21 protein-coding genes are annotated in these 24783 nt (G+C 60.3%); 12 read left to right on the top strand and 9 right to left on the bottom strand.

The features are described from left to right. Nucleotides 1–26 precede the first annotated feature (26 nt). The 4 genes from CXF97_RS14770 to CXF97_RS14750 all read left to right on the top strand — a co-directional run bounded on the left by CXF97_RS14770 (nucleotide 27) and on the right by CXF97_RS14750 (nucleotide 4871). Nucleotides 27–509 carry a MarR family winged helix-turn-helix transcriptional regulator gene (locus CXF97_RS14770; protein ID WP_101159129.1) on the top strand — a complete coding sequence of 161 codons (483 nt, stop codon included), beginning with the start codon at nucleotides 27–29 and terminating at the stop codon, nucleotides 507–509. Further along, entirely contained in the window at nucleotides 499–1968 is a 1470-nt protein-coding gene (locus CXF97_RS14765; protein ID WP_101159128.1) for an efflux transporter outer membrane subunit, read from the top strand. Before CXF97_RS14770 ends, CXF97_RS14765 begins: the two co-directional genes overlap by 11 nt. Before the next feature lie 15 nt (nucleotides 1969–1983). Next, complete coding sequence (locus tag CXF97_RS14760) at nucleotides 1984–3186, top strand: efflux RND transporter periplasmic adaptor subunit (protein ID WP_101159127.1); 1203 nt, start codon at nucleotides 1984–1986, stop codon at nucleotides 3184–3186. Nucleotides 3187–3341: 155 nt separating this feature from the next. Next, nucleotides 3342–4871 carry a DHA2 family efflux MFS transporter permease subunit gene (locus tag CXF97_RS14750; RefSeq protein ID WP_101159126.1) on the top strand — a complete coding sequence of 510 codons (1530 nt, stop codon included), beginning with the start codon at nucleotides 3342–3344 and terminating at the stop codon, nucleotides 4869–4871. Nucleotides 4872–4997: 126 nt separating this feature from the next. On the opposite strand, the gene lpxH is transcribed toward CXF97_RS14750, so the two are convergent. Together lpxH and CXF97_RS14740 are read right to left on the bottom strand one after the other, a co-directional pair. Beyond that, complete coding sequence (gene lpxH, locus CXF97_RS14745) at nucleotides 4998–5750, bottom strand: UDP-2,3-diacylglucosamine diphosphatase (RefSeq protein ID WP_101159125.1); 753 nt, start codon at nucleotides 5748–5750, stop codon at nucleotides 4998–5000. Continuing rightward, nucleotides 5747–6250 (bottom strand): peptidylprolyl isomerase, encoded by a 504-nt coding sequence (locus CXF97_RS14740; RefSeq protein WP_093100536.1) that lies wholly within the window; start codon nucleotides 6248–6250, stop codon nucleotides 5747–5749. Before CXF97_RS14740 ends, lpxH begins: the two co-directional genes overlap by 4 nt. Before the next feature lie 249 nt (nucleotides 6251–6499). Here CXF97_RS14740 and CXF97_RS14735 point away from each other — a divergent pair, with 249 nt between their 5' ends. Together CXF97_RS14735 and cysS are read left to right on the top strand one after the other, a co-directional pair. Beyond that, a complete protein-coding gene (locus tag CXF97_RS14735; RefSeq protein WP_101159124.1) occupies nucleotides 6500–8197 on the top strand; it encodes a glutamine--tRNA ligase/YqeY domain fusion protein in 1698 nt (565 codons plus the stop codon). Nucleotides 8198–8215: 18 nt separating this feature from the next. Beyond that, the gene (gene cysS, locus CXF97_RS14730) at nucleotides 8216–9598 is read left to right on the top strand and encodes a cysteine--tRNA ligase (RefSeq protein WP_101159123.1); all 1383 of its coding nucleotides are present in this window, start codon (nucleotides 8216–8218) and stop codon (nucleotides 9596–9598) included. Between the two features lie 201 nt (nucleotides 9599–9799). Here the strand turns inward: cysS and CXF97_RS14725 are convergent, their stop codons facing one another. Next, on the bottom strand, nucleotides 9800–11635 hold the full coding sequence (locus CXF97_RS14725; RefSeq protein WP_101159122.1) for a sigma-54-dependent Fis family transcriptional regulator: 1836 nt from the start codon (nucleotides 11633–11635) through the stop codon (nucleotides 9800–9802). Nucleotides 11636–12019: 384 nt separating this feature from the next. Between CXF97_RS14725 and CXF97_RS14715 the strand changes: the two genes are divergently transcribed. Genes CXF97_RS14715 through CXF97_RS14690 form a run of 6 tightly spaced genes read left to right on the top strand, consistent with a single transcriptional unit; the run spans nucleotide 12020 to nucleotide 17972 of the window. Then, nucleotides 12020–13114 carry an ABC transporter ATP-binding protein gene (locus CXF97_RS14715; RefSeq protein WP_101159120.1) on the top strand — a complete coding sequence of 365 codons (1095 nt, stop codon included), beginning with the start codon at nucleotides 12020–12022 and terminating at the stop codon, nucleotides 13112–13114. Continuing rightward, nucleotides 13114–14226: an ABC transporter ATP-binding protein gene (locus CXF97_RS14710; RefSeq protein ID WP_101159119.1), complete on the top strand. Its 1113-nt coding sequence runs from the start codon at nucleotides 13114–13116 to the stop codon at nucleotides 14224–14226. Before CXF97_RS14715 ends, CXF97_RS14710 begins: the two co-directional genes overlap by 1 nt. Beyond that, nucleotides 14223–15089 (top strand): carbohydrate ABC transporter permease, encoded by an 867-nt coding sequence (locus CXF97_RS14705; RefSeq protein ID WP_101159118.1) that lies wholly within the window; start codon nucleotides 14223–14225, stop codon nucleotides 15087–15089. Before CXF97_RS14710 ends, CXF97_RS14705 begins: the two co-directional genes overlap by 4 nt. Nucleotides 15090–15098: 9 nt before the next feature. Then, on the top strand, nucleotides 15099–15899 hold the full coding sequence (locus CXF97_RS14700) for a carbohydrate ABC transporter permease (protein WP_024013421.1): 801 nt from the start codon (nucleotides 15099–15101) through the stop codon (nucleotides 15897–15899). A gap of 10 nt (nucleotides 15900–15909) precedes the next feature. Continuing rightward, on the top strand, nucleotides 15910–16182 hold the full coding sequence (locus tag CXF97_RS14695; protein ID WP_038861868.1) for a DUF2160 domain-containing protein: 273 nt from the start codon (nucleotides 15910–15912) through the stop codon (nucleotides 16180–16182). A 47-nt stretch (nucleotides 16183–16229) separates the two neighbouring features. Next, nucleotides 16230–17972: an ABC transporter substrate-binding protein gene (locus tag CXF97_RS14690; protein ID WP_101159117.1), complete on the top strand. Its 1743-nt coding sequence runs from the start codon at nucleotides 16230–16232 to the stop codon at nucleotides 17970–17972. Between the two features lie 102 nt (nucleotides 17973–18074). On the opposite strand, the gene CXF97_RS14685 is transcribed toward CXF97_RS14690, so the two are convergent. From CXF97_RS14685 to nuoM, 6 genes are all read right to left on the bottom strand, one after another. Then, nucleotides 18075–18929: an alpha/beta fold hydrolase gene (locus CXF97_RS14685; protein ID WP_101159116.1), complete on the bottom strand. Its 855-nt coding sequence runs from the start codon at nucleotides 18927–18929 to the stop codon at nucleotides 18075–18077. Continuing rightward, nucleotides 18920–19837: a class I SAM-dependent methyltransferase gene (locus CXF97_RS14680; RefSeq protein WP_256589829.1), complete on the bottom strand. Its 918-nt coding sequence runs from the start codon at nucleotides 19835–19837 to the stop codon at nucleotides 18920–18922. The genes CXF97_RS14685 and CXF97_RS14680 overlap by 10 nt, the downstream gene beginning before the upstream one ends. A 41-nt stretch (nucleotides 19838–19878) precedes the next feature. Beyond that, nucleotides 19879–21105: a YcaO-like family protein gene (locus tag CXF97_RS14675; RefSeq protein WP_101159114.1), complete on the bottom strand. Its 1227-nt coding sequence runs from the start codon at nucleotides 21103–21105 to the stop codon at nucleotides 19879–19881. 46 nt (nucleotides 21106–21151) lie between these two features. After that, nucleotides 21152–21280, bottom strand: a complete 129-nt coding sequence (locus CXF97_RS28490; RefSeq protein WP_256589828.1) for a hypothetical protein — start codon at nucleotides 21278–21280, stop codon at nucleotides 21152–21154. Between the two features lie 467 nt (nucleotides 21281–21747). Then, a complete protein-coding gene (nuoN, locus tag CXF97_RS14670) occupies nucleotides 21748–23211 on the bottom strand; it encodes an NADH-quinone oxidoreductase subunit NuoN (RefSeq protein WP_101159113.1) in 1464 nt (487 codons plus the stop codon). Nucleotides 23212–23218: 7 nt separating this feature from the next. Next, complete coding sequence (gene nuoM / locus CXF97_RS14665; protein WP_016775285.1) at nucleotides 23219–24751, bottom strand: NADH-quinone oxidoreductase subunit M; 1533 nt, start codon at nucleotides 24749–24751, stop codon at nucleotides 23219–23221. Nucleotides 24752–24783 lie beyond the last annotated feature (32 nt).

Genomic DNA, 24783 nt, shown 5'->3' with positions numbered 1-24783 from the left:
TGCCTAGGCAGTTATCAGGTGGATCGATGAAGCATTTCACCCCCGATGAATTCAAGCATTGCCATCTCGGCCTGTTGCTCGGCCGTGCCGCGCTGCTCAAAGACCGGATCATCGACACTCACATGGAGCCCCACGGCATTACCGCCGCGCAGTTCAAGGTGCTGATCATCATGGCCCAGTTCGGCGTCGACACTCCGGCCGAGCTGTGCCGGCATCTGTCGCTGGACAGCGGGTCGATGACGCGCATGCTCGATCGGCTGGAGCAGAAAGGTTTTCTGCTGCGCCAACGCAGCGAAGACGACCGCCGGCAGGTGCAGTTGAAGCTGACCGTACAGGGCCAGCAACTGACCGATCGCCTGCCGCAGATCGGTGCCGATGCGATGAATGAACTGGCCGGTGCCATCTCCCGCGAAGAGCTGAAAACCCTCGAATACATCCTCAAGAAAATTCTGCTGGCGGCCGGTGACCCGATCACCCTCCAGCGTTTAGGTGATCACAATGAGCGGTAAAACCTTGCGCAGCAGCCTGACTCTGCTGCTGTCGGCAATGATCCTCGCCGGTTGCGCCAACTACAGCGGTCTCGATACCGAAGGTCAGCGCCTCGACGCCGCGAACCTGAAGACAGCGCAGTCTCTGGACGGCGTCAGCCTGTCGCCGGCGGCATGGCCGAAGAGCGATTGGTGGATCAGCCTCGGCGATCCGCAGCTCGATGGCTTGATCCGTGAGGCCCTGCGCGACAGCCCGGACATGCAGATCGCCGAAGCCCGCGCCCATCAGGCCAGTGCGGCAGCGTATGCCGCTGATGCCGAACGCTATCCGACCCTCGACGCCAGCGCCGGCATCAGCCGTTCGCGGCTGGCCCGTGATCAGGATCCGCTGGGGCAGGGCGGTGCCTATTCGACGGTGCGCAATGTCAGCGCCGGCTTCAATTACAACTTCGATTTGTGGGGCGGCCAGCGCGATGCCTGGGAAGCTGCGCTCGGTGAAGCGCGCGCCGCCGAAGTCGATCGTCAGGCTGCGCAGTTGACCCTCGCCGCTGACGTCGCCCGCGCTTACAGCGATTTGGGGCAAGCGCATATCGTTTATGACCTGGCCAATGAAGACCTCAAACGCACCCGGCAGATGCTCGACCTGAGCCAGCGCCGCCTGAGTTCGGGGATCGACAGCCAGTACCAGTTCCAGCAAACCCAGAGTCTGGAAGCCAGTTCCCAGGCCAGCCTGATCGATGCGGAAAAACGCCTGCACAGTGCAAAAGTTGCACTGGCGGTATTGCTCGGCAAAGGCCCGGATCGCGGCAACGAAATCGCTCGACCAAAAGTCCTGCAAGCCAGCGCCGTCGCGGTGCCATCGGTGTTGCCTGCCGAGCTGCTCGGTCGCCGCCCGGATCTGGTCGCGGCGCGCTGGCGTGTCGAGGCGGCGAGCAAGGATATCGACGCCGCCAAGACGCGGTTTTATCCGAATCTCAACCTGAGTGCGTCGGCCGGTGCCGAGTCTCTCTTGGGCGACGCGATGTTCGGTTCGGCCAGCCGTTTCTTCAACATTGCGCCGACCGTGTCGCTGCCGATCTTCGATGGCGGACGCCTGCGCGCCAACCTCGATGCGCGTGACGCCGATTACGACCTCGCCGTGGCGCAGTACAACAAAAGTCTGGTGAAAGCCCTCGGCGATGTCGGTGACGCCATCAATCAGCTGCGCGATATCGGCCGGCAGATCGGCGCGCAGCAGCACGCCACCGACATCGCTCAGGATTCTTACAACACCGCAGTCCAGCGTTACGGTTCCGGCATCGGCAACTACCTGGACGTGCTCAGCATCGAGCAGCAATTGCTCCAGGCCCAGCGTCAGCTGGCGACCCTCAATGCCGAGCAGATCGACCTGTCGATTCAACTGATGCAAGCGCTGGGCGGCGGCTTTCAGGCAGAAAACCTGAATGCAGCCAACGCCAGCCCAGCCTCGTCGCACTACTAATTCAAGGTATTTGTCATGGCCACTGCCGAAAACACCCAAGCTCAAGACAACACCCCGGACACCGGCAACCCGCGCAAGCGCAAGGTGATGCTGCTGGCCCTCGCCGTGGTCGTTCTGCTCGCCATTGCCGGCGTCTGGGCCTATCACGAATTCATCGGGCGCTTTAACGAAAGCACCGACGATGCCTACGTCAACGGTAACGTTGTGGAAATCACACCGCTGGTCACCGGCACCGTGGTCAGCATCGGCGCCGACGACGGTGATCTGGTCCATGAAGGCCAGGTGCTGATCAACTTCGACCCCAACGACGCCGAAGTCGGCCTGCAAAGTGCCAAGGCCAAACTGGCGCGCACCGTGCGTCAGGTGCGCGGCCTGTATAGCAACGTCGACGGCATGAAAGCCCAGGTCAACGCGCAGCAGGCCGAAGTGCAGAAGGCCCAGGACAACTACAACCGGCGGAAAAATCTCGCCCAGGGCGGGGCGATTTCCCAGGAAGAGCTGTCCCACGCTCGTGACGACCTGACCTCGGCGCAGAACGCTTTGGCCAATGCCAAACAGCAACTGAAAACCACCAGCGCACTGGTCGACGACACCGTGGTCTCGTCGCATCCGGACGTGATGTCGGCAGCGGCTGATTTGCGTCAGGCCTACCTGACCAATGCCCGCAGCACCTTGATCGCGCCGGTCACCGGTTACGTCGCCAAGCGCACTGTGCAGCTTGGTCAGCGTGTACAGCCGGGCACCGCGCTGATGGCGGTGATCCCGCTGGATCAACTGTGGATCGACGCCAACTTCAAGGAAACCCAGCTGCGTGACATGCGCATCGGCCAACCGGTGGATATCGAGGCCGATATTTACGGCAGCGATGTGAAATACAGCGGCACCGTTGACAGTCTCGGCGCCGGCACCGGCAGCGCGTTTGCCTTGCTGCCAGCGCAGAACGCCACCGGTAACTGGATCAAGATCGTCCAGCGCGTGCCGGTGCGCATTCACATCAATGCCGAGGAATTGGCCAGGCACCCGCTGCGGGTCGGTCTGTCGACCAACGTTGAAGTGAATCTGCACGACCAGAGCGGCCCGGTATTGGCGCAGCAGCCACCGCAAAAAGCCTCGTTCAGCACCAACGTCTACGAGCGCCAACTGGCCGAGGCGGACGCGATGATTGCCCAGTTGATCCACGACAACAGCGCAGCGGCGGGCAAGACCGCGCAGCGCTGAATCCGATTCCCGAACTGACCCAAGGCCCTGTGGGAGCGGGCTTGCTCGCGAATGCTGACTGACATTCAACATGGATGTTGACTGACACACTGCTTTCGCGAGCAAGCCCGCCCACACAATTGACGCAGCGCCAATCTGGTTTCATAGGATTCACAATGAGCAATAACGCTTCTTTCACGCCGCCCAGCCTGTTGCTCAGCACCATCGGCCTGTCGCTGGCGACGTTCATGCAAGTGCTCGACACGACCATCGCCAACGTGGCGTTGCCGACGATTTCCGGCAACCTGGGGGTGAGTTCGGAGCAGGGCACCTGGGTGATCACTTCGTTCGCCGTGAGCAACGCCATCGCGCTGCCGCTGACCGGCTGGCTCAGCCGCCGCTTCGGCGAGGTGAAATTGTTTCTGTGGGCGACGATGCTGTTCGTGCTGGCGTCGTTTCTCTGCGGTATCTCGACTTCGATGCCTGAGCTGATCGGCTTTCGTGTGCTGCAAGGTCTGGTGGCCGGGCCGTTGTATCCGATGACGCAAACCCTGTTGATCGCGGTGTACCCTCCGGCCAAACGGGGGATGGCGCTGGCGTTACTGGCGATGGTCACCGTGGTCGCGCCCATCGCCGGGCCGATTCTCGGCGGTTGGATCACCGACAGTTACAGCTGGCCGTGGATCTTCTTCATCAACGTGCCGATCGGAATTTTTGCGGTGATGGTGGTGCGTTCGCAACTGGCCAAGCGGCCGGTGGTCACCAGCCGCCAGCCGATGGATTACGTCGGTCTGATCACGCTGATCATCGGTGTCGGCGCGTTGCAGGTGATCCTCGACAAGGGCAATGACCTTGACTGGTTCGAGTCGAACTTCATCATTGTCGGCGCAGCGATTTCCGTGGTCGCGCTGGCGGTGTTCGTGATCTGGGAAATGACCGACCAGCATCCCGTGGTCAACCTGCGCCTGTTCGCCTATCGCAACTTTCGCATCGGCACGCTGGTGCTGGTTTTGGGTTATGCCGGGTTCTTCGGCATCAACCTGATCCTGCCGCAATGGCTGCAGACGCAAATGGGCTACACCGCGACCTGGGCCGGTCTGGCGGTGGCGCCGATCGGTATTTTGCCGGTGCTGCTGTCGCCGTTTGTCGGCAAATACGCGCACAAGTTCGACTTGCGACTGCTCGCCGGGCTGGCGTTTCTGGCGATCGGCCTGAGCTGCTTCATGCGCGCCGAGTTCACCAACGAGGTCGACTTCCAGACTATCGCTCTGGTGCAGTTGTTCATGGGCATTGGCGTGGCGCTGTTCTTCATGCCGACCCTGAGCATTCTGATGTCGGACTTGCCGCCGAGCCAGATTGCCGATGGCGCCGGTCTGGCGACCTTCCTGCGCACATTGGGCGGGAGTTTTGCGGCATCGCTGACCACGTGGATCTGGATTCGCCGGGCAAATCAGCATCATGCCTATATGAGCGAGAGCATCAGCACCTTCGAGCCGGCCACGCGCGAGACCTTGCACGCGCTGGGCGGGGCGAGTCAGCCGGCGTATGCGCAGATGGATCAGATCCTGACCAGCCAGGCGTACATGCTCTCCACCGTGGATTACTTCACGCTGCTCGGGTGGGGGTTCATGGGGTTGATTCTGATCGTATGGCTGGCGAAGCCGCCGTTTGCCGCGAAGGCCGGGCCTGCTGCCAGCGGTCACTGAGGCATTACGCGATCAAAAATGTGGGAGCGGGCTTGCTCGCGAATGCGGCGTGTCATTCAGCAATGATTTGTCTGACACACCGCTTTCGCGAGCAAGCCCGCTCCCACTTTTGTGTTGTATTTGGCGTTAGATTGCGGGGGCAGGCAGGGCGGGTGGCGGGGCGAAGTCGAACGGCGCCAAGGCATACCCGCTCTCATCCACCTGCAACGCCCAACCCTGACGATCCCAATCCCCCAGCACAATCCGCTTCGCCGCTTGTTCACCAAGCTGCAACTTGTGAATGGCCGGGCGGTGGGTGTGGCCGTGGATCAGAGTCTTCACGCCGAATTCGTGCATCACTCGCGGAATCTCTTCCGGGGTGACATCGACGATGTCGTTGGCCTTCATCCGCGTCTGCGCACGACTTTCGCTGCGCAGCTTGCGCGCCAGTTTATGGCGCGTGCGCAACGGCAGATTGCGCAGGATGAACAAGGTGATCGGGTTGCGCAGGTAGCGGCGCAGCTTCATGTAGCCAACGTCGCGGGTACACAGGCTGTCGCCGTGCATCAGCAGCACCGGCTCGCCGTAGAACTGCACGACACTCGGGTCCTTCAACAGCGTGCAGCCGGCCTGTTTGCAAAAGGCCTTGCCGAGCATGAAGTCGCGATTGCCGTGCATGAGGAAAATGGCCGTGCCGCTGTCGCTCAATTCGCGCAGGGCCTGGCAGATGGAACGCTGGAAGGGCGTCATGGCGTCGTCGCCGATCCACGCCTCGAAAAAGTCGCCGAGGATGTACAAGGCACTCGCCGAGCGGGCGCGTCCGGCGAGCAAATCCAGAAACGCCCGGGTAATGTCCGGGCGCTCCTCTTCCAGATGCAAGTCTGAAATCAGCAATATCACTCAATGATCTCGGCTTTCTCGATGATCACGTCGTCTGCGGGTACGTCCTGGTGGCCGGCCTTGGAAGTGGTCGACACGCCTTTGATCTTGTCGACAACGTCGGTGCCTGCGGTGACTTTACCGAATACCGCGTAGCCCCAGCCCTGCACGTTCTTGCCGCTGTGGTTGAGGAAAGTGTTGTCGGCGACATTGATGAAGAACTGTGCCGAAGCCGAATGCGGCTCCATGGTGCGGGCCATGGCAACGGTGTACTTGTCGTTGGAAAGACCGTTGTCGGCTTCGTTCTGGATGCTTGGACGCTTGTCTTTCTTCTCTTTCATGCCTGGCTCGAAACCGCCGCCCTGGATCATGAAGTTGCCGATGACGCGGTGGAACACGGTGTTGGTGTAGTGACCGGCGTTAACGTATTCGATGAAGTTGGCGACGGTAATCGGCGCCTTTTCAGCGTTCAGTTCGATGACGATGTCGCCATGGTTGGTGGTCAGTTTGACTTGAGTCATGATCGCTACTCTTCTGAGGAATTCGTGGTTTTGGGACCTTCAGCCCCGCAACCGGTTCAGCCTGCTTCGGCCAAGGTGCGCAGTTTAGCGTGACAGGCGCGAATTTCGAGGCGGTTTTTCATTTCACCGCGATTAAATGCGCCGCTTTATGGAGCCTGCTCTGTCAGGCCCTTGACAGCATCGGCTATGATAGCGGCTTTGTTTTGTCTGGCCCCTTCTGCGGCCGCGCACCTGTACGTCAAGGATCCTATGAGCAAGCCCACTGTCGACCCTACCTCGAATACCAAGTCCGGCCCTGCCGTGCCGGTCAACTTCCTGCGGCCGATCATCCAGGCAGACCTGGACTCGGGCAAGCACACCCAGATCGTGACTCGCTTCCCGCCGGAGCCCAACGGCTACCTGCACATCGGCCACGCCAAGTCGATCTGCGTCAACTTCGGTCTGGCCCAGGAGTTCGGCGGCGTCACGCACCTGCGTTTCGACGACACCAACCCGGCCAAGGAAGACCAGGAATACATCGACGCGATCGAAAGCGACGTCAAATGGCTGGGCTTCGAATGGTCCGGTGAAGTGCGCTACGCCTCGCAGTATTTCGACCAGTTGCACGACTGGGCGGTCGAGCTGATCAAGGCCGGCAAGGCCTATGTCGACGACCTGACCCCCGAGCAGGCCAAGGAATACCGTGGCAGCCTGACCGAGCCAGGCAAGAACAGCCCGTTCCGTGACCGTTCGGTTGAGGAAAACCTCGACCTGTTCGCGCGCATGAAGGCCGGTGAATTTCCGGATGGCGCGCGCGTGCTGCGGGCGAAGATCGACATGGCCTCGCCGAACATGAACCTGCGCGACCCGATCATGTACCGCATCCGCCACGCTCATCACCACCAGACCGGCGACAAGTGGTGCATCTACCCGAACTACGACTTCACCCACGGTCAGTCGGACGCCATCGAAGGCATCACCCACTCGATCTGCACCCTCGAGTTCGAAAGCCATCGTCCGCTGTACGAGTGGTTCCTGGAGCACCTGCCAGTGCCGGCGAACCCGCGCCAGTACGAGTTCAGCCGCCTGAACCTCAACTACACGATCACCAGCAAGCGCAAGCTCAAGCAACTGGTCGATGAAAAGCACGTCAACGGCTGGGACGACCCACGCATGTCCACGCTGTCGGGCTTCCGCCGCCGTGGCTACACGCCGAAATCGATCCGCAACTTCTGCGAAATGATCGGCACCAACCGTTCCGACGGCGTGGTCGACTTCGGCATGCTCGAATTCAGCATCCGCGACGACCTCGACCACAGCGCACCGCGCGCCATGTGCGTGCTGCGTCCGCTGAAAGTGGTCATCACCAACTACCCGGAAGGCCAGGTTGAAAACCTCGAACTGCCACGCCACCCGAAAGAGGACATGGGCGTGCGCGCCTTGCCGTTCGCCCGGGAAATCTACATCGACCGTGACGACTTCATGGAAGAGCCGCCAAAAGGCTACAAGCGCCTGGAACCGGCCGGTGAAGTGCGTCTGCGCGGCAGCTACGTGATCCGTGCCGACGAAGCGATCAAGGACGCCGATGGCAACATCGTCGAGCTGCGTTGCTCGTACGACCCGGACACCCTCGGCAAGAACCCGGAAGGGCGCAAGGTCAAAGGCGTGATCCACTGGGTACCGGCCGCCGCCAGCGTCGAGTGCGAAGTGCGTCTGTACGATCGCCTGTTCCGTTCGCCGAACCCGGAAAAAGCCGAAGACAGCGCCAGCTTCCTCGACAACATCAACCCTGACTCGCTGCAAGTGCTGACCGGTTGTCGCGCTGAGCCATCGCTCGGCAACGCCCAGCCGGAAGACCGTTTCCAGTTCGAGCGCGAAGGCTACTTCGTCGCGGATCTGAAGGACTCGAAACCCGGTCAGCCGGTATTCAACCGTACCGTGACCCTGCGTGATTCGTGGGGCCAGTGAGTGAGTCAAGGAACTAACGTGCTAACGATCTACAACACGCTCACCAAGAGCAAAGAAGTCTTCAAGCCGCTGGATGGCAACAAGGTGCGCATGTATGTCTGCGGGATGACCGTGTACGACTACTGCCACCTCGGCCACGGCCGCAGCATGGTCGCGTTCGATCTGGTGACGCGCTGGTTGCGCTTCAGCGGTTACGACCTGACCTACGTGCGCAACATCACCGACATCGACGACAAGATCATCAACCGCGCCAACGAGAACGGTGAATCGTTCGAAGCGTTGACCGAGCGCATGATCGCCGCGATGCACGAAGACGAAGCGCGCCTGAACATCCAGAAACCGGACATGGAACCGCGCGCCACCGATCATATCGCTGGCATGCACGCGATGATCCAGACCCTGATCGACAAGGGCTACGCCTACGCGCCGGGCAATGGCGACGTGTACTACCGCGTCGCCAAATTCATGGGCTACGGCAAGCTGTCGCGCAAGAAAATCGAAGACCTGCGCATCGGCGCGCGCATCGAAGTCGACGAGTCGAAGGAAGATCCGCTCGACTTCGTCCTGTGGAAAGCTGCCAAGCCGGGCGAGCCGAGCTGGGAATCGCCATGGGGCGCCGGGCGTCCGGGCTGGCACATCGAGTGCTCGGTGATGTCGACCTGCTGCCTCGGTGAGACGTTCGACATTCATGGTGGCGGCAGCGACCTCGAGTTCCCGCACCACGAAAACGAAATTGCCCAAAGCGAAGCGGCCACGGGCAAGACCTACGCCAACGCGTGGATGCATTGCGGCATGATTCGCATCAATGGCGAGAAGATGTCCAAGTCGTTGAACAACTTCTTCACCATCCGCGACGTGCTCGACAAGTACCACCCGGAAGTCGTGCGCTACCTGCTGGTGTCGAGCCACTACCGCAGCGCGATCAACTATTCGGAAGACAACCTCAAGGACGCCAAGGGCGCACTGGAGCGTTTTTACCACGCGTTGAAAGGTCTGCCGAGCGTGGCGCCGGCCGGTGGCGAGGCGTTTGTCGAGCGTTTCACTGCGGTGATGAACGATGACTTCGGCACCCCGGAAGCGTGCGCCGTGCTGTTCGAAATGGTGCGCGAGATCAACCGTCTGCGCGAGAGCGATCTGGCTGCGGCGGCAGGTCTGGCGGCGCGCCTGAAAGAACTGGCCAGCGTGCTGGGCGTGTTGCAGCTCGAGGCCGATGACTTCCTGCAGGCTGGCGCCGAAGGGCGGGTCGATGCGGCTGAGGTTGATGCGTTGATTGCTGCGCGTCTGGCGGCTCGGGCCGGGAAGGATTGGGCCGAGTCGGACCGGATTCGTGATCAGCTCACAGCGATGGGTGTGGTGCTGGAAGATGGCAAGGGTGGGACGACCTGGCGTCTGGCTGACTGAGGCCCAAAGCCCCTACCATGATCGTTCCCACGCTCTGCGTGGGAATGCCTCAACGGACGCTCCGCGTTCGGCTCTGTAGGGACGCAGAGCGTCCCGGGCTGCATTCCCACGCAGAGCGTGGGAACGATCGACTTTCAATGCACGACACAAATCCCCTGTGGGAGCGGGCTTGCTCGCGAAGAGGCCCGTCCAGACAACGTGTCATTCAGCCTGCCGCAACCGCTTGTACAGCGTATTCCGACTCACCCCCAAGCGCCGCGCCAGGTGCGAAATATTCCCCCCGGCCGCTTTCAACTCGCGATTCAACGCCTCGATATCATTCAAATCCAGCCCCAACGGCGCCGCTGTCTCCACCGGCTCCATCTCCAGATCGACAAAAAAATCATCCGGTAAATGCTCCGGCCGTACCGGTTGCTCTTCGGCCATGGCCAACGCCACCTGCATCACACTGCTGACCTGACGCAGATTCCCCGGCCACGGATGCTTTTCAAACAGCTCCAGCACCTCCGGGCTCAGCCCCGCCCATTGCGTCGGCTCGCGATGCTGTTCCCACAGTCGTTTGAACAGCGCTTGTTTATCACTGCGCTCACGCAGTGGCGGCAATTCCAAAGTCAGCCCACCAATGCGGTAGTACAAATCCTCACGAAACCGACCCAACTGCACCTGTTCGCGCAAGGATCGGTTGGTCGCCGAGATAATCCGCAGATCCACCGCAAACAACTCACTGCTGCCCACCGGCTGCACGCAACGCTCTTGCAAAACCCGCAACAAGCGCGCCTGAGTTGGCAGCGGCATATCGCCGATCTCGTCGAGAAACAGCGTGCCTTTGTCTGCCTTGCGGATCAGGCCGATGCTGCCTTTCTGATTGGCCCCGGTGAATGCGCCTTTTTCGTAGCCGAACAATTCAGACTCGACCAGTTCGGCGGGGATCGCTGCGCAGTTCACCGCGATAAACGCTTGTTTGTTGCGCGAGCTGGCCTGATGCAGGGCTTTGACGAACACCTCTTTGCCGACACCGGTTTCGCCGTGAATCAGCAGCGGAATGTCTTTTTCCAGCAGGCGTTCGGCCTGGCGCACGGCTTTTTCCACACGGCTGTCGCCGAAATGCAGCGTGTTGAGACTGATCGCACTGGCTGGCGCAGGCTTGTCCTCGGCGATAAACACCCGCGCTTGCACCGGCGCCTGTTTCGGCCGCTTCAGCAAGCACTGGAAACGGTTGCGCCCGGAGGTCTGCAGGGCAAATGGCAGACCCTCGGGCTGGTTGATCAGCTCCAGCAATGACACTTTGAACAGGCTTTCAACGCTGACGCGGGACAGACGCACACCGAGCAGGTTGTCGGCACGGCGATTGGCCGACAGCACTTGACCGCTCTCATCGAAGATCAATAACCCGGCCCACTGGCTGTCGAGGTTGTTCAACCCGGTGTTGAAGGTCAGTTGAAAGTGCTGACCGTGGAACAGGTTGAGGATCAGCCGGTTCTCCACGGTCTGGCTCATCATCTTCACCATGCCCAGGGTGTGCGAGGGCGGCAGGTAGCTGTCGCTGGAGACATCGAGCACGGCAATGACCTTGCGTTCGGCGTCGAAAATCGGCGCGGCGGAGCCGGTCATGAAGCGGTTGGCCTTGAGAAAGTGTTCGTCGTGTTCGATGTGCACCGCCTGCTCACAGGCCAGTGCGGTGCCGATCGCATTGGTGCCGCTGCTGCGCTCCATCCAGCTCGCCCCGGCCTGAAAGCCACGCGCCAGGTTCGGTTCGATAAAACGCTGGGTGCCCCACGAAGTCAGCACCTGGCCCTGATTGTCGGCGAGCATGATCAGGCAGTTGGAGTTGCTGAGGATGTTTTCGTAATAGGGCAGGACTTCCTGATGCGTGGTCTGCACCAGCGAGTGATGGCTGTCGAGCAACCGCGCAATGCCGACGGCGGGCAATTGATCGAAGGCCGGGGTGCTCAGGTGGTCGAGACCGAACGCGCGACAACGTTGCCAGGACGTCTGGACGATCGCATCGTGGGACAGCGGCGAAGCAGGTGCGGCCATGGGGGCGAGCCTCTGAGTGCAGCGATTTTATTATTGTTATGAACCCGGATCTTCAAATCACCACAAGTCCATTGTGGGAGCGGGCTTGCTCGCGAATGCGGTGTGTCATTCAACTGATTCGGTGACTGATACTGCGCATTCGCGAGCAAGCCCGCTCCCACATGGGATCTTCGGTGTTCATGAGACTGGGCAAAAGCGTGCATAGAGTGTTGTTCACTATTGTTCATTGTCAATCACCCCGACTGTTCAAAAGTGTTCAGCTGTGAACGCCGCTCGCCCCCGTGAATACTGCTTCTCAAAGCAAATCAACCACTTGCCATTTCTGGCATGAATGTCGCTCTGTTGCTCCGGTCGCTTGACTCCAAAAATAAAAAAGGCCGAGCCATGTCACTTACCCTGGAGCACGTCAGCCGTACCGTCGAGGGCCAGATCTGGATCGACGATGCGTGTCTGAAATTCGAACCCGGATCCTTCAATGTTCTGCTCGGGCGCACCCTGTCCGGCAAGACCAGTCTCATGCGCCTGATGGCCGGCCTCGACAAGCCCGACAGCGGCCGCGTGCTGATGAACGGCGTCGACGTCACCCAACGCCCGGTGCGGCTGCGCAACGTGTCGATGGTCTATCAGCAGTTCATCAATTACCCGACCATGACGGTGTTTGAGAACATTGCCTCGCCACTGCGTCAGGCCGGAATTTCCAAAGACATCATTCACAGCAAGGTGCAGGAAACCGCACGCATGCTGCGCATCGAAAAGTTCTTGCAGCGCTATCCGCTGGAGCTGTCCGGCGGTCAGCAACAGCGCACGGCCATGGCTCGCGCCTTGGTCAAGGATGCTGAACTGATTCTGTTCGACGAGCCGCTGGTCAACCTCGATTACAAGCTGCGCGAAGAACTGCGTCAGGAAATGCGCGAGTTGTTCAAAGCGCGCCACACCATCGCCATCTACGCCACCACCGAACCCAACGAAGCGCTGGCCCTCGGCGGCACCACCACCATCCTGCACGAAGGTCGGGTGATCCAGAGCGGGCCGTCGACTTCGGTGTATCACCAGCCGCAAACCGTGCTCGCCGCCGAATTGTTTTCCGAGCCGCCGATCAACCTCATGCCGGGACGCATTGCCGGCAACGAAGTCAGCTTCGCCAATTTCGTCCACTTTCCGTTGAACGTCGACCTGCGCCCGGTGGGCGAGGGCGAGTTCCGATTTGGCGTCCGGCCGAGCCATATCTCGCTGGTGCCGAGCAACGATGACGACCTCGAATTGGCGGTGACCGTCGAGGTTGCCGAGATCAGCGGTTCGGAAACCTTCCTGCACGTGCGCAACGAGCACTTTCTGTTGGTGCTGCACTTGCCCGGGGTTCACGAATACGACGTCGATGCGCCGATCCGCATTTATATCCCGACCCACAAACTGTTCGTTTTCGATGCGCAGGGCCGTCTGGTGCAAGCACCGGGCCGGCGTGTCGCGAGGGTTGCCTGATGGCCGAAATCCGTTTGCAACACCTCGCCCACAGCTACAGCAAAACCCCGAGCGGCGCGGAGGATTATGCGATCCGCGAGATGGATCACGTCTGGGAGCAGGGTGGCGCCTATGCTTTGCTCGGCCCGTCCGGTTGCGGCAAGTCGACCTTGCTCAACATCATTTCCGGCCTGCTCAGCCCGTCCCAGGGCCATGTGTTGTTCGACGGCAAAGCGGTCAACGACCTGACCCCGGAGAAGCGCAACATCGCCCAGGTGTTCCAGTTTCCGGTGGTCTACGACACCATGACCGTGTTCGATAACCTTGCTTTCCCGCTGCGAAACCAGGGCATGGCCGAGGCGAAAGTGCACAGCAAGGTGCAGGAAATCGCCGAAGTCCTCGACCTGCAGAATCTGCTGAGCAAGAAGGCGCGCAACCTCACCGCCGACGAAAAACAGAAAGTCTCGATGGGCCGTGGTCTGGTGCGCGACGACGTCTCGGCGATCCTCTTCGACGAGCCGCTGACGGTGATCGACCCGCACCTGAAGTGGAAGCTGCGGCGCAAGCTCAAGCAGATCCACGAGCAGTTCAACATCACCATGGTCTACGTCACCCACGATCAACTGGAAGCCTCGACGTTCGCCGACAAGATCGCGGTGATGTACGGCGGCCAGATCGTTCAGTTCGGCACGCCACGGGAATTGTTCGAGCGGCCGAGCCATACCTTTGTCGGCTACTTCATCGGCAGCCCGGGGATGAATCTGATCGAGGTGCAGCCGCAGCCCGGTGGCGTCGGTTTCGCCTCGACGCACTTGCCGTTGTCCGACGCCTTGCAGCGCCATATCGAGCACGGCCAGTGGAAAAATCTCAAGGTCGGCATCCGCCCCGAGTTTATTCACGTCTGGGACGAGCCGTTTGACGACGCGATGCAGGCCAACGTCGTACACGTCGAAGACCTCGGCACCTACAAGATCATGACCCTCAACCTCGACGGTGCGCCGTTGAAGGTGCGCCTGGCTGAAGACAAGCCGGTGCCTCAAGGCACGGCTTACATCAGTTTTCCGGCGCAATGGCTGATGGTCTATGCCGATGAGTTCTTGCTGGAAGTCAGCGACGAGGAGGTGCAGCCATGAACAAGGTGCAGAACAACAAGGCCTGGTGGCTGGTGTTGCCGGTGTTCCTGCTGGTGGCGTTCAGTGCGGTGATCCCGATGATGACCGTGGTCAACTATTCGGTGCAGGACATCTTCGACCAGTCCAGCCGCTACTTCGTCGGTGCCGACTGGTACAGGCAGGTGCTGCTCGACCCGCGTCTGCATGACTCGCTGCTGCGCCAGTTCATCTATTCGGCGTGCGTGTTGCTGATTGAAATACCGCTGGGCATCGCCGTCGCGCTGACCATGCCGACCAAGGGCCGCTGGTCTTCGGTGGTGCTGATCATTCTGGCGATTCCGTTGCTGATTCCGTGGAACGTGGTCGGCACCATCTGGCAGATCTTCGGCCGCGCCGACATCGGCCTGCTCGGTTCCAGCCTCAATGCCATGGGCATCAGCTACAACTACGCGGCCAACACCATGGACGCCTGGGTGACGGTGCTGGTGATGGACGTCTGGCACTGGACTTCATTGGTGGCGCTGCTGTGCTTCTCCGGCCTGCGGGCGATTCCCGACGTGTATTACCAGGCCGCACGCATCGATCGCGCCTCGGCCTGGGCGGTGTTCCGCCACATTCAATTGCCCAAGCTGAAAAGCGTGCTGCTGATCGCGGTGATGCTGCGCTTCATGGACAGTTTCATGATCTACACCGAGCCGTTCGTGCTCACCGGCGGCGGGCCGGGTAATGCCACGACCTTCCTCAGTCAGACGTTGACGCAGATGGCCGTAGGGCAATTCGACCTCGGTCCGGCAGCGGCGTTTTCGCTGGTGTACTTCCTGATCATCCTGTTGGTGTCCTGGCTGTTCTATACCGCCATGACGCACTCCGACGCCAACCGCTGAGGCCCGGCCATGAGCAAGAAAAAGCTTATTCCGTTGCTGGTCTACATCCTGTTCCTGCTGGTGCCGATCTACTGGCTGCTGAACATGTCGTTCAAGAGCAACACCGAAATCCTCGGCGGCCTGACGCTTTTCCCACAGGACTTCACGCTGGCGAACTACAAGGTGATCTTTACTGATCCGAGCTGGTACACCGGCTACTTGAACTCGCTGTATTACGTGAGCCTCAACACGGTGATTTCCCTGAGCGTGGCGTTACCGGCGGCTTACGCGTTTTCACGCTATCGTTTCCTCGGCGACAAGCACCTGTTCTTCTGGTTGCTGACCAATCGCATGGCGCCGCCGGCGGTGTTCTTGCTGCCGTTCTTTCAGCTGTATTCGTCGATCGGGCTGTTCGACACACACATCGCCGTGGCCTTGGCGCACTGCTTGTTCAACGTGCCGCTGGCGGTCTGGATTCTGGAAGGCTTCATGTCCGGCGTGCCGAAGGAGATCGACGAAACGGCCTACATCGACGGCTACAGTTTTCCCAAGTTCTTCGTGAAGATTTTCATCCCGTTGATCGGCTCGGGCATCGGTGTCACGGCGTTTTTCTGCTTCATGTTTTCCTGGGTCGAACTGCTGCTGGCGCGCACGCTGACCTCGGTCAACGCCAAGCCGATTGCGGCAGTCATGACGCGAACAGTGTCGGCATCGGGGATCGATTGGGGCGTGCTGGCAGCGGCAGGGGTGCTGACCATCCTGCCGGGCATGCTGGTGATCTGGTTTGTGCGCAACCACGTGGCCAAGGGCTTTGCCCTCGGTCGGGTCTGAGGAGCAGATGATGGAATGGATGAGCTGGACGACACCGACCGCCGCGTTCTTCATCGGCATCGGTCTGATTCTGGTGGGCATGACCACTTGGGAATTGCGCTCGCCGAGCATCTTGCGGCGAGGGTTTTTGCCGATTGCCACCACCCGTGGCGATCGCTTGTTTATCGGTCTTCTCGGCAGCGCCTACCTGCATTTGCTGGTAATCGGCGTCACCGACTGGAGCATCTGGGTGGCGTCCGCGCTGTCCCTGGTGTGGCTGTTGGCTGTGATGCGTTGGGGCTAGTCGAATCGTTCGGCAACGCGGCTCCACAACTTAAACAGGAGGTCTCTATGTTCGATAAAAACAATAAGCTGCGACATAGCATTTCATTGGCAGCCATGCTGGCACTCAGCGGTTTGAGCGCATCTGCCTGGGCCGACGCCTACGAAGATGCTGCGAAAAAATGGATCGGCAGCGAGTTCAAGCCCTCGACCCTGACGGCCGAACAGCAGTTGGAAGAACTGAAGTGGTTCATCAAGGCCGCCGAGCCGTTTCGCGGCATGGACATCAAGGTCGTTTCCGAGACCCTGACCACCCACGAATATGAATCGAAAGTGTTGGCCAAGGCGTTCAGCGAAATCACCGGGATCAAGCTCACCCACGACCTGCTGCAGGAAGGCGACGTGGTCGAGAAAATGCAGACGGTGATGCAGTCGGACAAGAACATCTATGACGGCTGGGTCAACGACTCCGACCTGATCGGCACGCACTTTCGCTACGGCAAGACCGAATCGATCACCGACCTGATGGCCAACGAGGGCAAGAATTTCACTTCGCCAACCCTCGACATCAAGGATTTCATCGGCATTTCTTTTACCACCGCGCCGGACGGCAAGATCTATCAGCTGCCTGACCAGCAATTCGCCAACCTGTACTGGTTCCGCGCCGACTGGTTCGAGCGCGCCGATCTGAAAGCCAAGTTCAAGGAAAAGTACGGTTACGAGCTGGGCGTCCCGGTGAACTGGTCGGCCTATGAAGACATCGCCAAATTCTTCAGTGAAGACGTCAAGGAAATCGACGGCAAACGCGTTTACGGGCACATGGACTACGGCAAGAAAGATCCGTCGCTGGGCTGGCGCTTCACCGATGCCTGGTTCTCCATGGCTGGGGGCGGCGACAAGGGGCTGCCCAATGGTTTGCCAGTGGACGAGTGGGGTATTCGCGTCGAAGACTGCCATCCGGTCGGCTCCAGCGTGACCCGCGGCGGCGACACCAACGGCCCGGCGGCGGTGTTTGCCACCACCAAATACGTCGACTGGCTGAAGAAGTACGCGCCACCGGAAGCGGCTGGCATGACTTTCTCGGAGTCCGGGCCGGTGCCTTCGCAGGGCAATATTGCCCAACAGATCTTCTGGTACACCGCGTTCACCGCCGACATGACCAAACCGGGCCTGCCGGTGGTCAACGCCGACGGCACGCCGAAGTGGCGCATGGCACCATCGCCAAAAGGCCCGTATTGGGAAGAGGGTATGAAGCTGGGCTATCAGGACGTGGGTTCGTGGACATTCATGAAATCCACCCCTGAGAAACAGAAACTGGCAGCGTGGTTGTACGCGCAGTTCGTCACCTCGAAAACCGTGTCGCTGAAGAAAACCATCGTCGGCCTGACGCCGATTCGTGAGTCGGACATCAACTCGCAAGCGATGACCGATCTGGCGCCGAAACTTGGCGGGCTGGTCGAGTTCTATCGCAGCCCGGCCCGCGTGCAGTGGTCGCCGACCGGGACCAACGTGCCGGACTATCCGCGTTTGGCGCAGCTGTGGTGGAGCCACATCGCCGAAGCGGCCAGCGGCGAGAAGACCCCGCAACAGGCGCTCGATGGCCTGGCGAAAGACCAGGACCGCATCATGGAACGCCTCGAACGCTCCAAGGCTCAGGCCGTGTGCGCACCGAAGATGAACCCGGAACGCGACGCGCAGTACTGGTTCGACCAGCCGGGCGCACCGAAGCCGAAACTGGCCAACGAGAAGCCTAAAGGCGAAACCGTGAGTTATAGCGAACTGCTGAAATCGTGGGCGGATGCGCGTAAGTAACAGCTGAAATGGAGAAAGCGAACGGCACCGGAAGGTGCCGTTTTTCATGCTGGTTGGACCACCACTCCGCCATGGGCGTGGGCCGCAGCTTGGTAGCTGATATCAATCCCGTCTCAATGCGTGACGAACGGCATCCAGCACGGCGGGCTCAAAGGCGTTATGCCCCGCGCGCAACAAACGGGCCTCGACGAACTGGCGCTGACGCAACCAGCGCAGGCTGGACATGCCGTAGGTGTCTTTGACGCCTTGAATCACCAGGGTATCGCTGCTGAGCGAGAGGTTTTCGTCTGCCTGGCTGAAGAAGTAGCGATTGAGGTGATAATGCAACTCCAGACGAACAGCGCGAATGGCTTCTTGATCGGTAAACCGCGCCAATACCTCGCTGGGCATCGACTGCCCGTTCAGTCCGAGCGTCGCTTGCAACCATTGCATCGCCGCCTGTCGCTGTTGATCCTCACAGCCTTGGTCGAGTTTCTGATAGAGGCTGCGACTTGATCCGCTGCCTGCTACCTGCAAAGCAGCATTGATTGCCCTGTCGAAAGTGCGAACGTTGGCCGGGAACGGGACGAAAATCGAGACCAGGGTGGTTTTCCTCAACGCACAGCGGTACTGCTGCTGGTACTGGATGGCCAGCCAGCTTCCCCAGGAAATGCCTAGCAGACTGATTTGCTCCAGGCCAAAGTGCAGGCGCAAGGCCTCAATATCCTGAACGCACAGACGCGAGTTGTTGTGGCGCCTCTGCCCATGCGGGCGTGATCGGCCGCAGCCGCGCTGATCCAGCAAAATGACGTCGAAGTGACGCAGGTCGAAAAACCCCAGATGCTGACGGCTGCAGCAGCCGCCCGGCCCTCCATGTAAAAAGAACACCGGCTCGGCCCCAAACGTTCCGTGGCGTTCCCAGTAAAGCCGATGGCCATTCTGCCGCGTCAAGTAACCGCTGGCTTCGTTCAAGGGCATGGCGCCTTCATGTGATAGAACTGAAACAGTTCCTGGTGCCCGCTGCGCGCCCCTATGCTCGATACCCTTGCAAGTCCATGGGTATAAGCCAGCCAGGGCACGGCGGACAATACCGGCGTATGGCCAAACAACAGAATTGTGCCTGCGGGTTTTACGCAACGTAACAGACTTGAAAACGCGCAGTTCGCCTCGCGACGGGTCAGGACTTCGGCATTGAGAAAGCGCAGGATCAGAACGTCGCAGCGCATACCCGCGTCAGCAGCCCTTGCCGCCTCCATGACGTGGTATTCGGCACGCGAGTCTGCGTGGTGGCGCCTGGCGTATTCGATCATCGTGGCCGAACGATCACTGCCGACGAAATGCCCACCGGCAAGTTCGGCGGCCAGACAGGCGATGAACTCGCCCGTAGAGCAGGCCGGGTCGTAAACCAGATCGCCGGGTTTGAGCAATGGGCCCAGCACTGCCACGCAATGTTCGCGAAAGTGCAGTTCGTCTGCGTTCAACTGCTCGGCCAGCGACTCGTGACCCTGCCAGTAATCCGCCGGGCAAACGGCCTCGTTACCGTCATGATCGGTCGCCGTGAAAGGGAAATGGATCTCGCTGTGCAGGTCCTTGCGCGCGGCTTGGAAAACTTCGGCTCGCTCCTCCAGCGTAGCGGTATGAAAGTAGAACGACACGCCGTCATCGCTCCATTGCGACTGTAGGTGGGGGCCGAGCAACATGGCCGGATTCAAAAGGCTGCTCATGCTCCAGCGATGATCGGCGTCGCGTTGCAAGACCTTGCGGCCGACCCAGTCCCGACCACGGACCCGCAAGAAAAATACCTGATGCAAACCCTGTCGGGTCGGTTCAACGAAACAACCGATCGGGCCGGCGTATTCGATGTGTGCGGACAAATTCTTCGCCATTGCCACTTCATTCAAGTTTGAGAGCGCAGGTGTCCGGTTATTCATGAACACACCTCTGCGCGCAACCTGCGTAACGTACGACCGCGAGCGTGGGGAACCACGACATTTCCGCTCGAGACGATGAAAAATCGCTCCAGTGCGGGTATCACCACATTGATCAGGCTGGTGCCCAGGTTGGTTTGATGAACGATGGAAATGCCGAAGTCATGCCCATGCTGGCGCAGACTTTCGCTCAACTGTTCGATCTGCGAAGCCAATGGTGCTTGCGCTCCGGCTTCGGGCAATGTCACGGCGTGATGAGCACAGCGATGCAGCAAAACATCGGGATTGAACAGCAGACAGCGCAGCAGGCGTGGAAAAGGTGTGAGGTGGCGCTTTGCGTTGCGCAGCGATCTGGCGAATTCTTCCCCCGCTGCGGCGTGATGCAGTTGTACCAGTTCGGTCAGTGCGCGCCAGGCGGCGTGGCTCGGGCAGAGGGAACAGCCTGAACCGAATACCCGGATGTGCGTTCCGGGCGCTGCGGAAAAAGCCAGGAAAGTGCGAGCGACGAACTCGGTACTGATATCCACCAGCACGACCTCAGCGCCGAGTTCCCTTTCGGCATCCGTCCATAATTGCCCGAGCGCATCACCCTCACCAGGACGGGTGACTCTGCACAGCGGTGGGTGATTCTGATAGTAAAAGTGGTCCAGCAAGAACAGCGAAACCGCGTCTCTTTCAATGCATTCGTTGATGGCGTGTAACAACGCCTCGTTGTAACTGGCGCCAATGGCGGTGCCGCTGTTGCTGGAATATCGACGCAGGGCGCGGCTGTCCGCCGCGTCCTGGGCGAAAACCTCGAGTGAGTGCGGTGACGTCAGCGCGAGCGGGTAGTAGAAGTGTCCGCAAGGAGGACAGCTGTAGCGTCGGCAGGCGATACGGCGGTTCGGCTGTTTCACAAGCATTCGCACGGGATCGTTGTCGAAAAGCCTGTCCGAAAAGTAGTCCACCGGAACGTGATGAACATCCGTTGCCGAGAGTCGATCGGTCCAATAGTGTTCGAGCGATTCGTAGAGCGCGCCGATGCCAGCCTGTACTGCATAGCCCTTGCCGGCGCCTCGGGCGGCAGGCACTCCCTTGTGATCGATAAGGGTCACCTGAACCGCAACAACTTCCTGGCCAAGCGTGCGGGCGACGGGAGTCATTGCCAGCCGACTCAATTCGGTCTGGATGCGCTGGCAGGCCTGGTCAGCTGTCAGTTCGCGCTCGACCATTGTGATTGCGTTCATGATCCCTCCTGATAGAGAACGGGAGGGGATACCCCCCGTTCATTACTCACTGTGCGTCCAGCTCCGCCAGTTCTTCCTCACTGAGTTGCAGCGTTTCGATCTGATCCGTTTCGCTGGTCTGCTCATCGTCCAGCTCGACAATTCGATTGGCGTTCCAGCTGCTCATGTAGCCCATGGTTCGATTCCTGTTATGTGGATGAACGTGCTTGTTTGCACGACTCGAATCTATAAGCCGGCCCGCGCCCGGTCAAAAATGTCCAGAAGTGTCGATATCGGGATTGAACGGTCGTCGAAACACATGCACAACATTCTGAGGTTGAGAGGCAAGATCTGCGGTTTCAGCCGCGTTGCCGGGGGAACGCCCAGCATTCGGCGCAGGAAACTGGAAGTACCGGCGAGGCATGATGCCGGGCGACTGTGGGATATTTCAGCGGAGGTTTTGAGAAAGTCAGGCCTTGGAAAACCTGATCATCAGACTTTCGTGTGTTTGCGGTGAGCTCTCCTGCCGCCAATTGAGAGAATTCCTACATTCGCGCTCGTCCTGGCTCGGCAATGAGGCCGCGCGGCTGGTCATGAACTCAACGGAAACAAAAACGGCACCCGAAGGTGCCGTTTCCATTTGTAGCCAGATGAGCCGAGCAATCAGCCCGCCAGGCCCGCCTGCTGTACCAGCACGAGCAATGGCTGCGGGTAAACACCCAGGAAAAATGCGACCAGGGCGATGGCCAGCAGCATCACGCCGCCTGCCTTCTGTTCCCAGTGCAGCTGAGCGTCGTGGCGACGCAGGTTTGGCTCGATCAGGTACAGGGTGACCATCACGCGCAGGTAGTAGAAGACGCCGATGGCGCTGCCCAGCACCAGAGCGCCGACCAGCCACCACTGACGCGTTTCGACGCCGCTGGCGATGATGTAGAACTTGCCGATGAAGCCTGCGGTCAGCGGGATACCGGCCAGGGACAGCATCATCACGGTCAGCACGGCGGTCAGGTACGGACGGCGCCAGAACAGGCCGCGGTATTCGTACAAAGCATCCGCGTCACGGCCGTTGTACGGCGACGACATCAGGGTGATCACGCCGAACGCGCCGAGGCTGGTGATCACGTAGGTGACCAGGTACACGCCGATGGCTTCCACCGCCAGACCCTTGCTCGCCACCAGCGCGATCAGCAGATAGCCGAAGTGCGCGATGGACGAGTAACCGAGCAGACGCTTGAGGTTGCTCTGGGTCAGGGCCAGCAGGTTACCGAACAGGATCGAGGCAACGGCGATGACGCTCAGCACGTCGCTCAGCACACCGCTGCTGGCGGCAGGGGAGATCTGGAACAGACGCACCATCACCGCAAACACGGCCACCTTCGACGCGGTGGCGAGGAACGCCGCCACTGGTGCCGGCGCACCTTCGTAAACGTCCGGCGTCCACAGGTGGAACGGTACCAGCGACAGCTTGAACGCCAGGCCGATCAGCATCATGCCCAGGCCCAGTTGCGCCAGCGGACTTGGCAGACCCGTTGCAGCCAGCGCCTGACCGATGCCAACGAAGCTCAGCGAGCCTGCGTCTGCATACAACAGCGCCATACCGAACAGCAGGAACGCGGAACCGGCGGCCGAAAGCACCATGTACTTGATGCCGGCTTCCAGCGAACGCTTGTTGAAGAAGGCGTAAGCCACCAGACCGTAAACCGGTACCGAGAGCAGTTCCAGACCGATGAACAACCCGGCCAGGTGCTGCGCGCTGACCAGAACCAGACCACCGGCGGCGGCCATCAGGATCAGCAGGTACAGTTCCTCGCGGTTGCCCGGGTAACCCGAACCGCCATCACCGAGGTAGGCGTGGGCGAGGGTGACGCAGGCGAGGGTGGCGACCAGGATCATCGCCATGTACAGGCAGGCGAACGCGTCGATCTGCAGCAAAGGCGTCACGGCCAGAGGCGCGACTTTCAGAGCCGGCAGGATCGACAGCAACGCCAGGTTCAGACCCGCCACCGAAATCAGGAAGGTCTGCGAGTGGTTGCGGCGCCAGGCGATTGCCAGCATCACCACGATAATGGTGAGGCTGGTGATCAACAGTGGCGCAAGCGCAATAAAGTGTTGAATCGTGAATTCCATAGCGCTCTTACCGGGCCGAAGCGAGTTGAGAGAAGGCGGTGCCGAGCCACTGCTGCACGCCATGCATCGTGGCGGCAGAGGTGTCGAGGAACGGTTGCGGATAGACGCCGAGGTAAATCAGCAGCACCGCCAGACCGAGCACCATGATCAGTTCGCGCGCATCCATGCCGTGCAGCACCGCGTCGGATTTCGACGGGCCGAAGTAGGCACGGTGGATCATGATCAGCGAGTAGACCGAACCGAACACCAGACCGGAAGTGGCAATCGCCGTGACCCATGGAGCACTGGCGAAGGAGCCGATCAGGATCAGGAACTCGCCGACAAAGTTACCGGTACCCGGCAAGCCCAGCGAAGCCGCCGCGAAGAACAGGCTGATCGCCGGCAGGTAAGCGATACGCGACCACAGACCGCCCATCTCACGCATGTCGCGAGTATGCAAACGCTCGTACAACTGACCGCTGAGGATAAACAGTGCCGCTGCCGACAGGCCGTGCGCCAGCATCTGGATCACTGCACCTTGCAGCGCCAGTTGGCTGCCGGAGTAGATGCCGATCAACACGAAGCCCATGTGGGAAACGGAAGAGAAGGCAATCAGACGCTTGATGTCGGTCTGTGCGAACGCCAGGAACGCGCCGTAGAAGATCCCGATCAGACCGAGGGTCATGGCGATCGGCGCAAACTCGGCCGAGGCATTCGGGAACAGCGGCAGGGCGAAACGCAGCAGGCCGTAGGCCGCAGTTTTCAGCAGGATACCGGCGAGGTCGACGGAACCGGCCGTCGGCGCCTGGGCGTGGGCATCAGGCAGCCACGAATGGAACGGCACGACCGGCAGCTTGACCGCGAAGGCGATGAAGAAACCGAGCATCAGAATGTACTCGGTGGTCATCGACATCTTGGTTTTCAACAGGTCGGCGTAGTTGAAGGTGATCACGCCAGTGTTGTTGAAGTTGACCAGCACCAGACCGAGGATCGCCACCAGCATGATCAGGCCGGAAGCCTGCGTGAAGATGAAGAACTTGGTCGCTGCGTAGATCCGGGTTTTCTTGCCGTCCGAAGAGCTGTGACCCCAGAGCGCGATGAGAAAGTACATCGGCACCAGCATCATTTCCCAGAAGAAGAAGAACATGAACAGGTCGAGGGCGAGGAACACGCCGACCACACCGCCCAGGATCCACATCAGGTTCAGGTGGAAGAAGCCAACGTGACGTTGAATCTCTTTCCACGAGCAGAGTACCGAGAGGATACCCAGCAGACCGGTCAGCAGGATCATCAACAGCGACAGGCCGTCGAGGGCCAGATGCACGTTGATGCCGAAACGCTGGATCCAGACATGCTTGAACTCAAGCGCCCAGGTCGGATCGGCGCCTGGCGCCGGTGCGAATGAATAGTCACCGTGGGCCCACAGCCAGAGGCCAAGGGCGAGTTCCAGGGTCATGGTCAACAGCGCAATCCAGCGCGGGAGGGTAGCGCCGAAGCGCTCACCCATCCAGCACAGCAGGCCGCCGATGAAGGGGATCAGGATTAGCCAGGGCAGAATCATGACGGGCTCGTTTCCTTTCGCAAATTCGCAAG

The organism is Pseudomonas sp. Choline-02u-1 (genome assembly GCF_002836515.1).
In the GTDB taxonomy this organism is placed as follows: Bacteria; Pseudomonadota; Gammaproteobacteria; order Pseudomonadales; family Pseudomonadaceae; genus Aquipseudomonas.
Note: the sequence above shows the minus strand (reverse complement) of the source record. Positions and strands in the feature narration are given on the sequence as shown.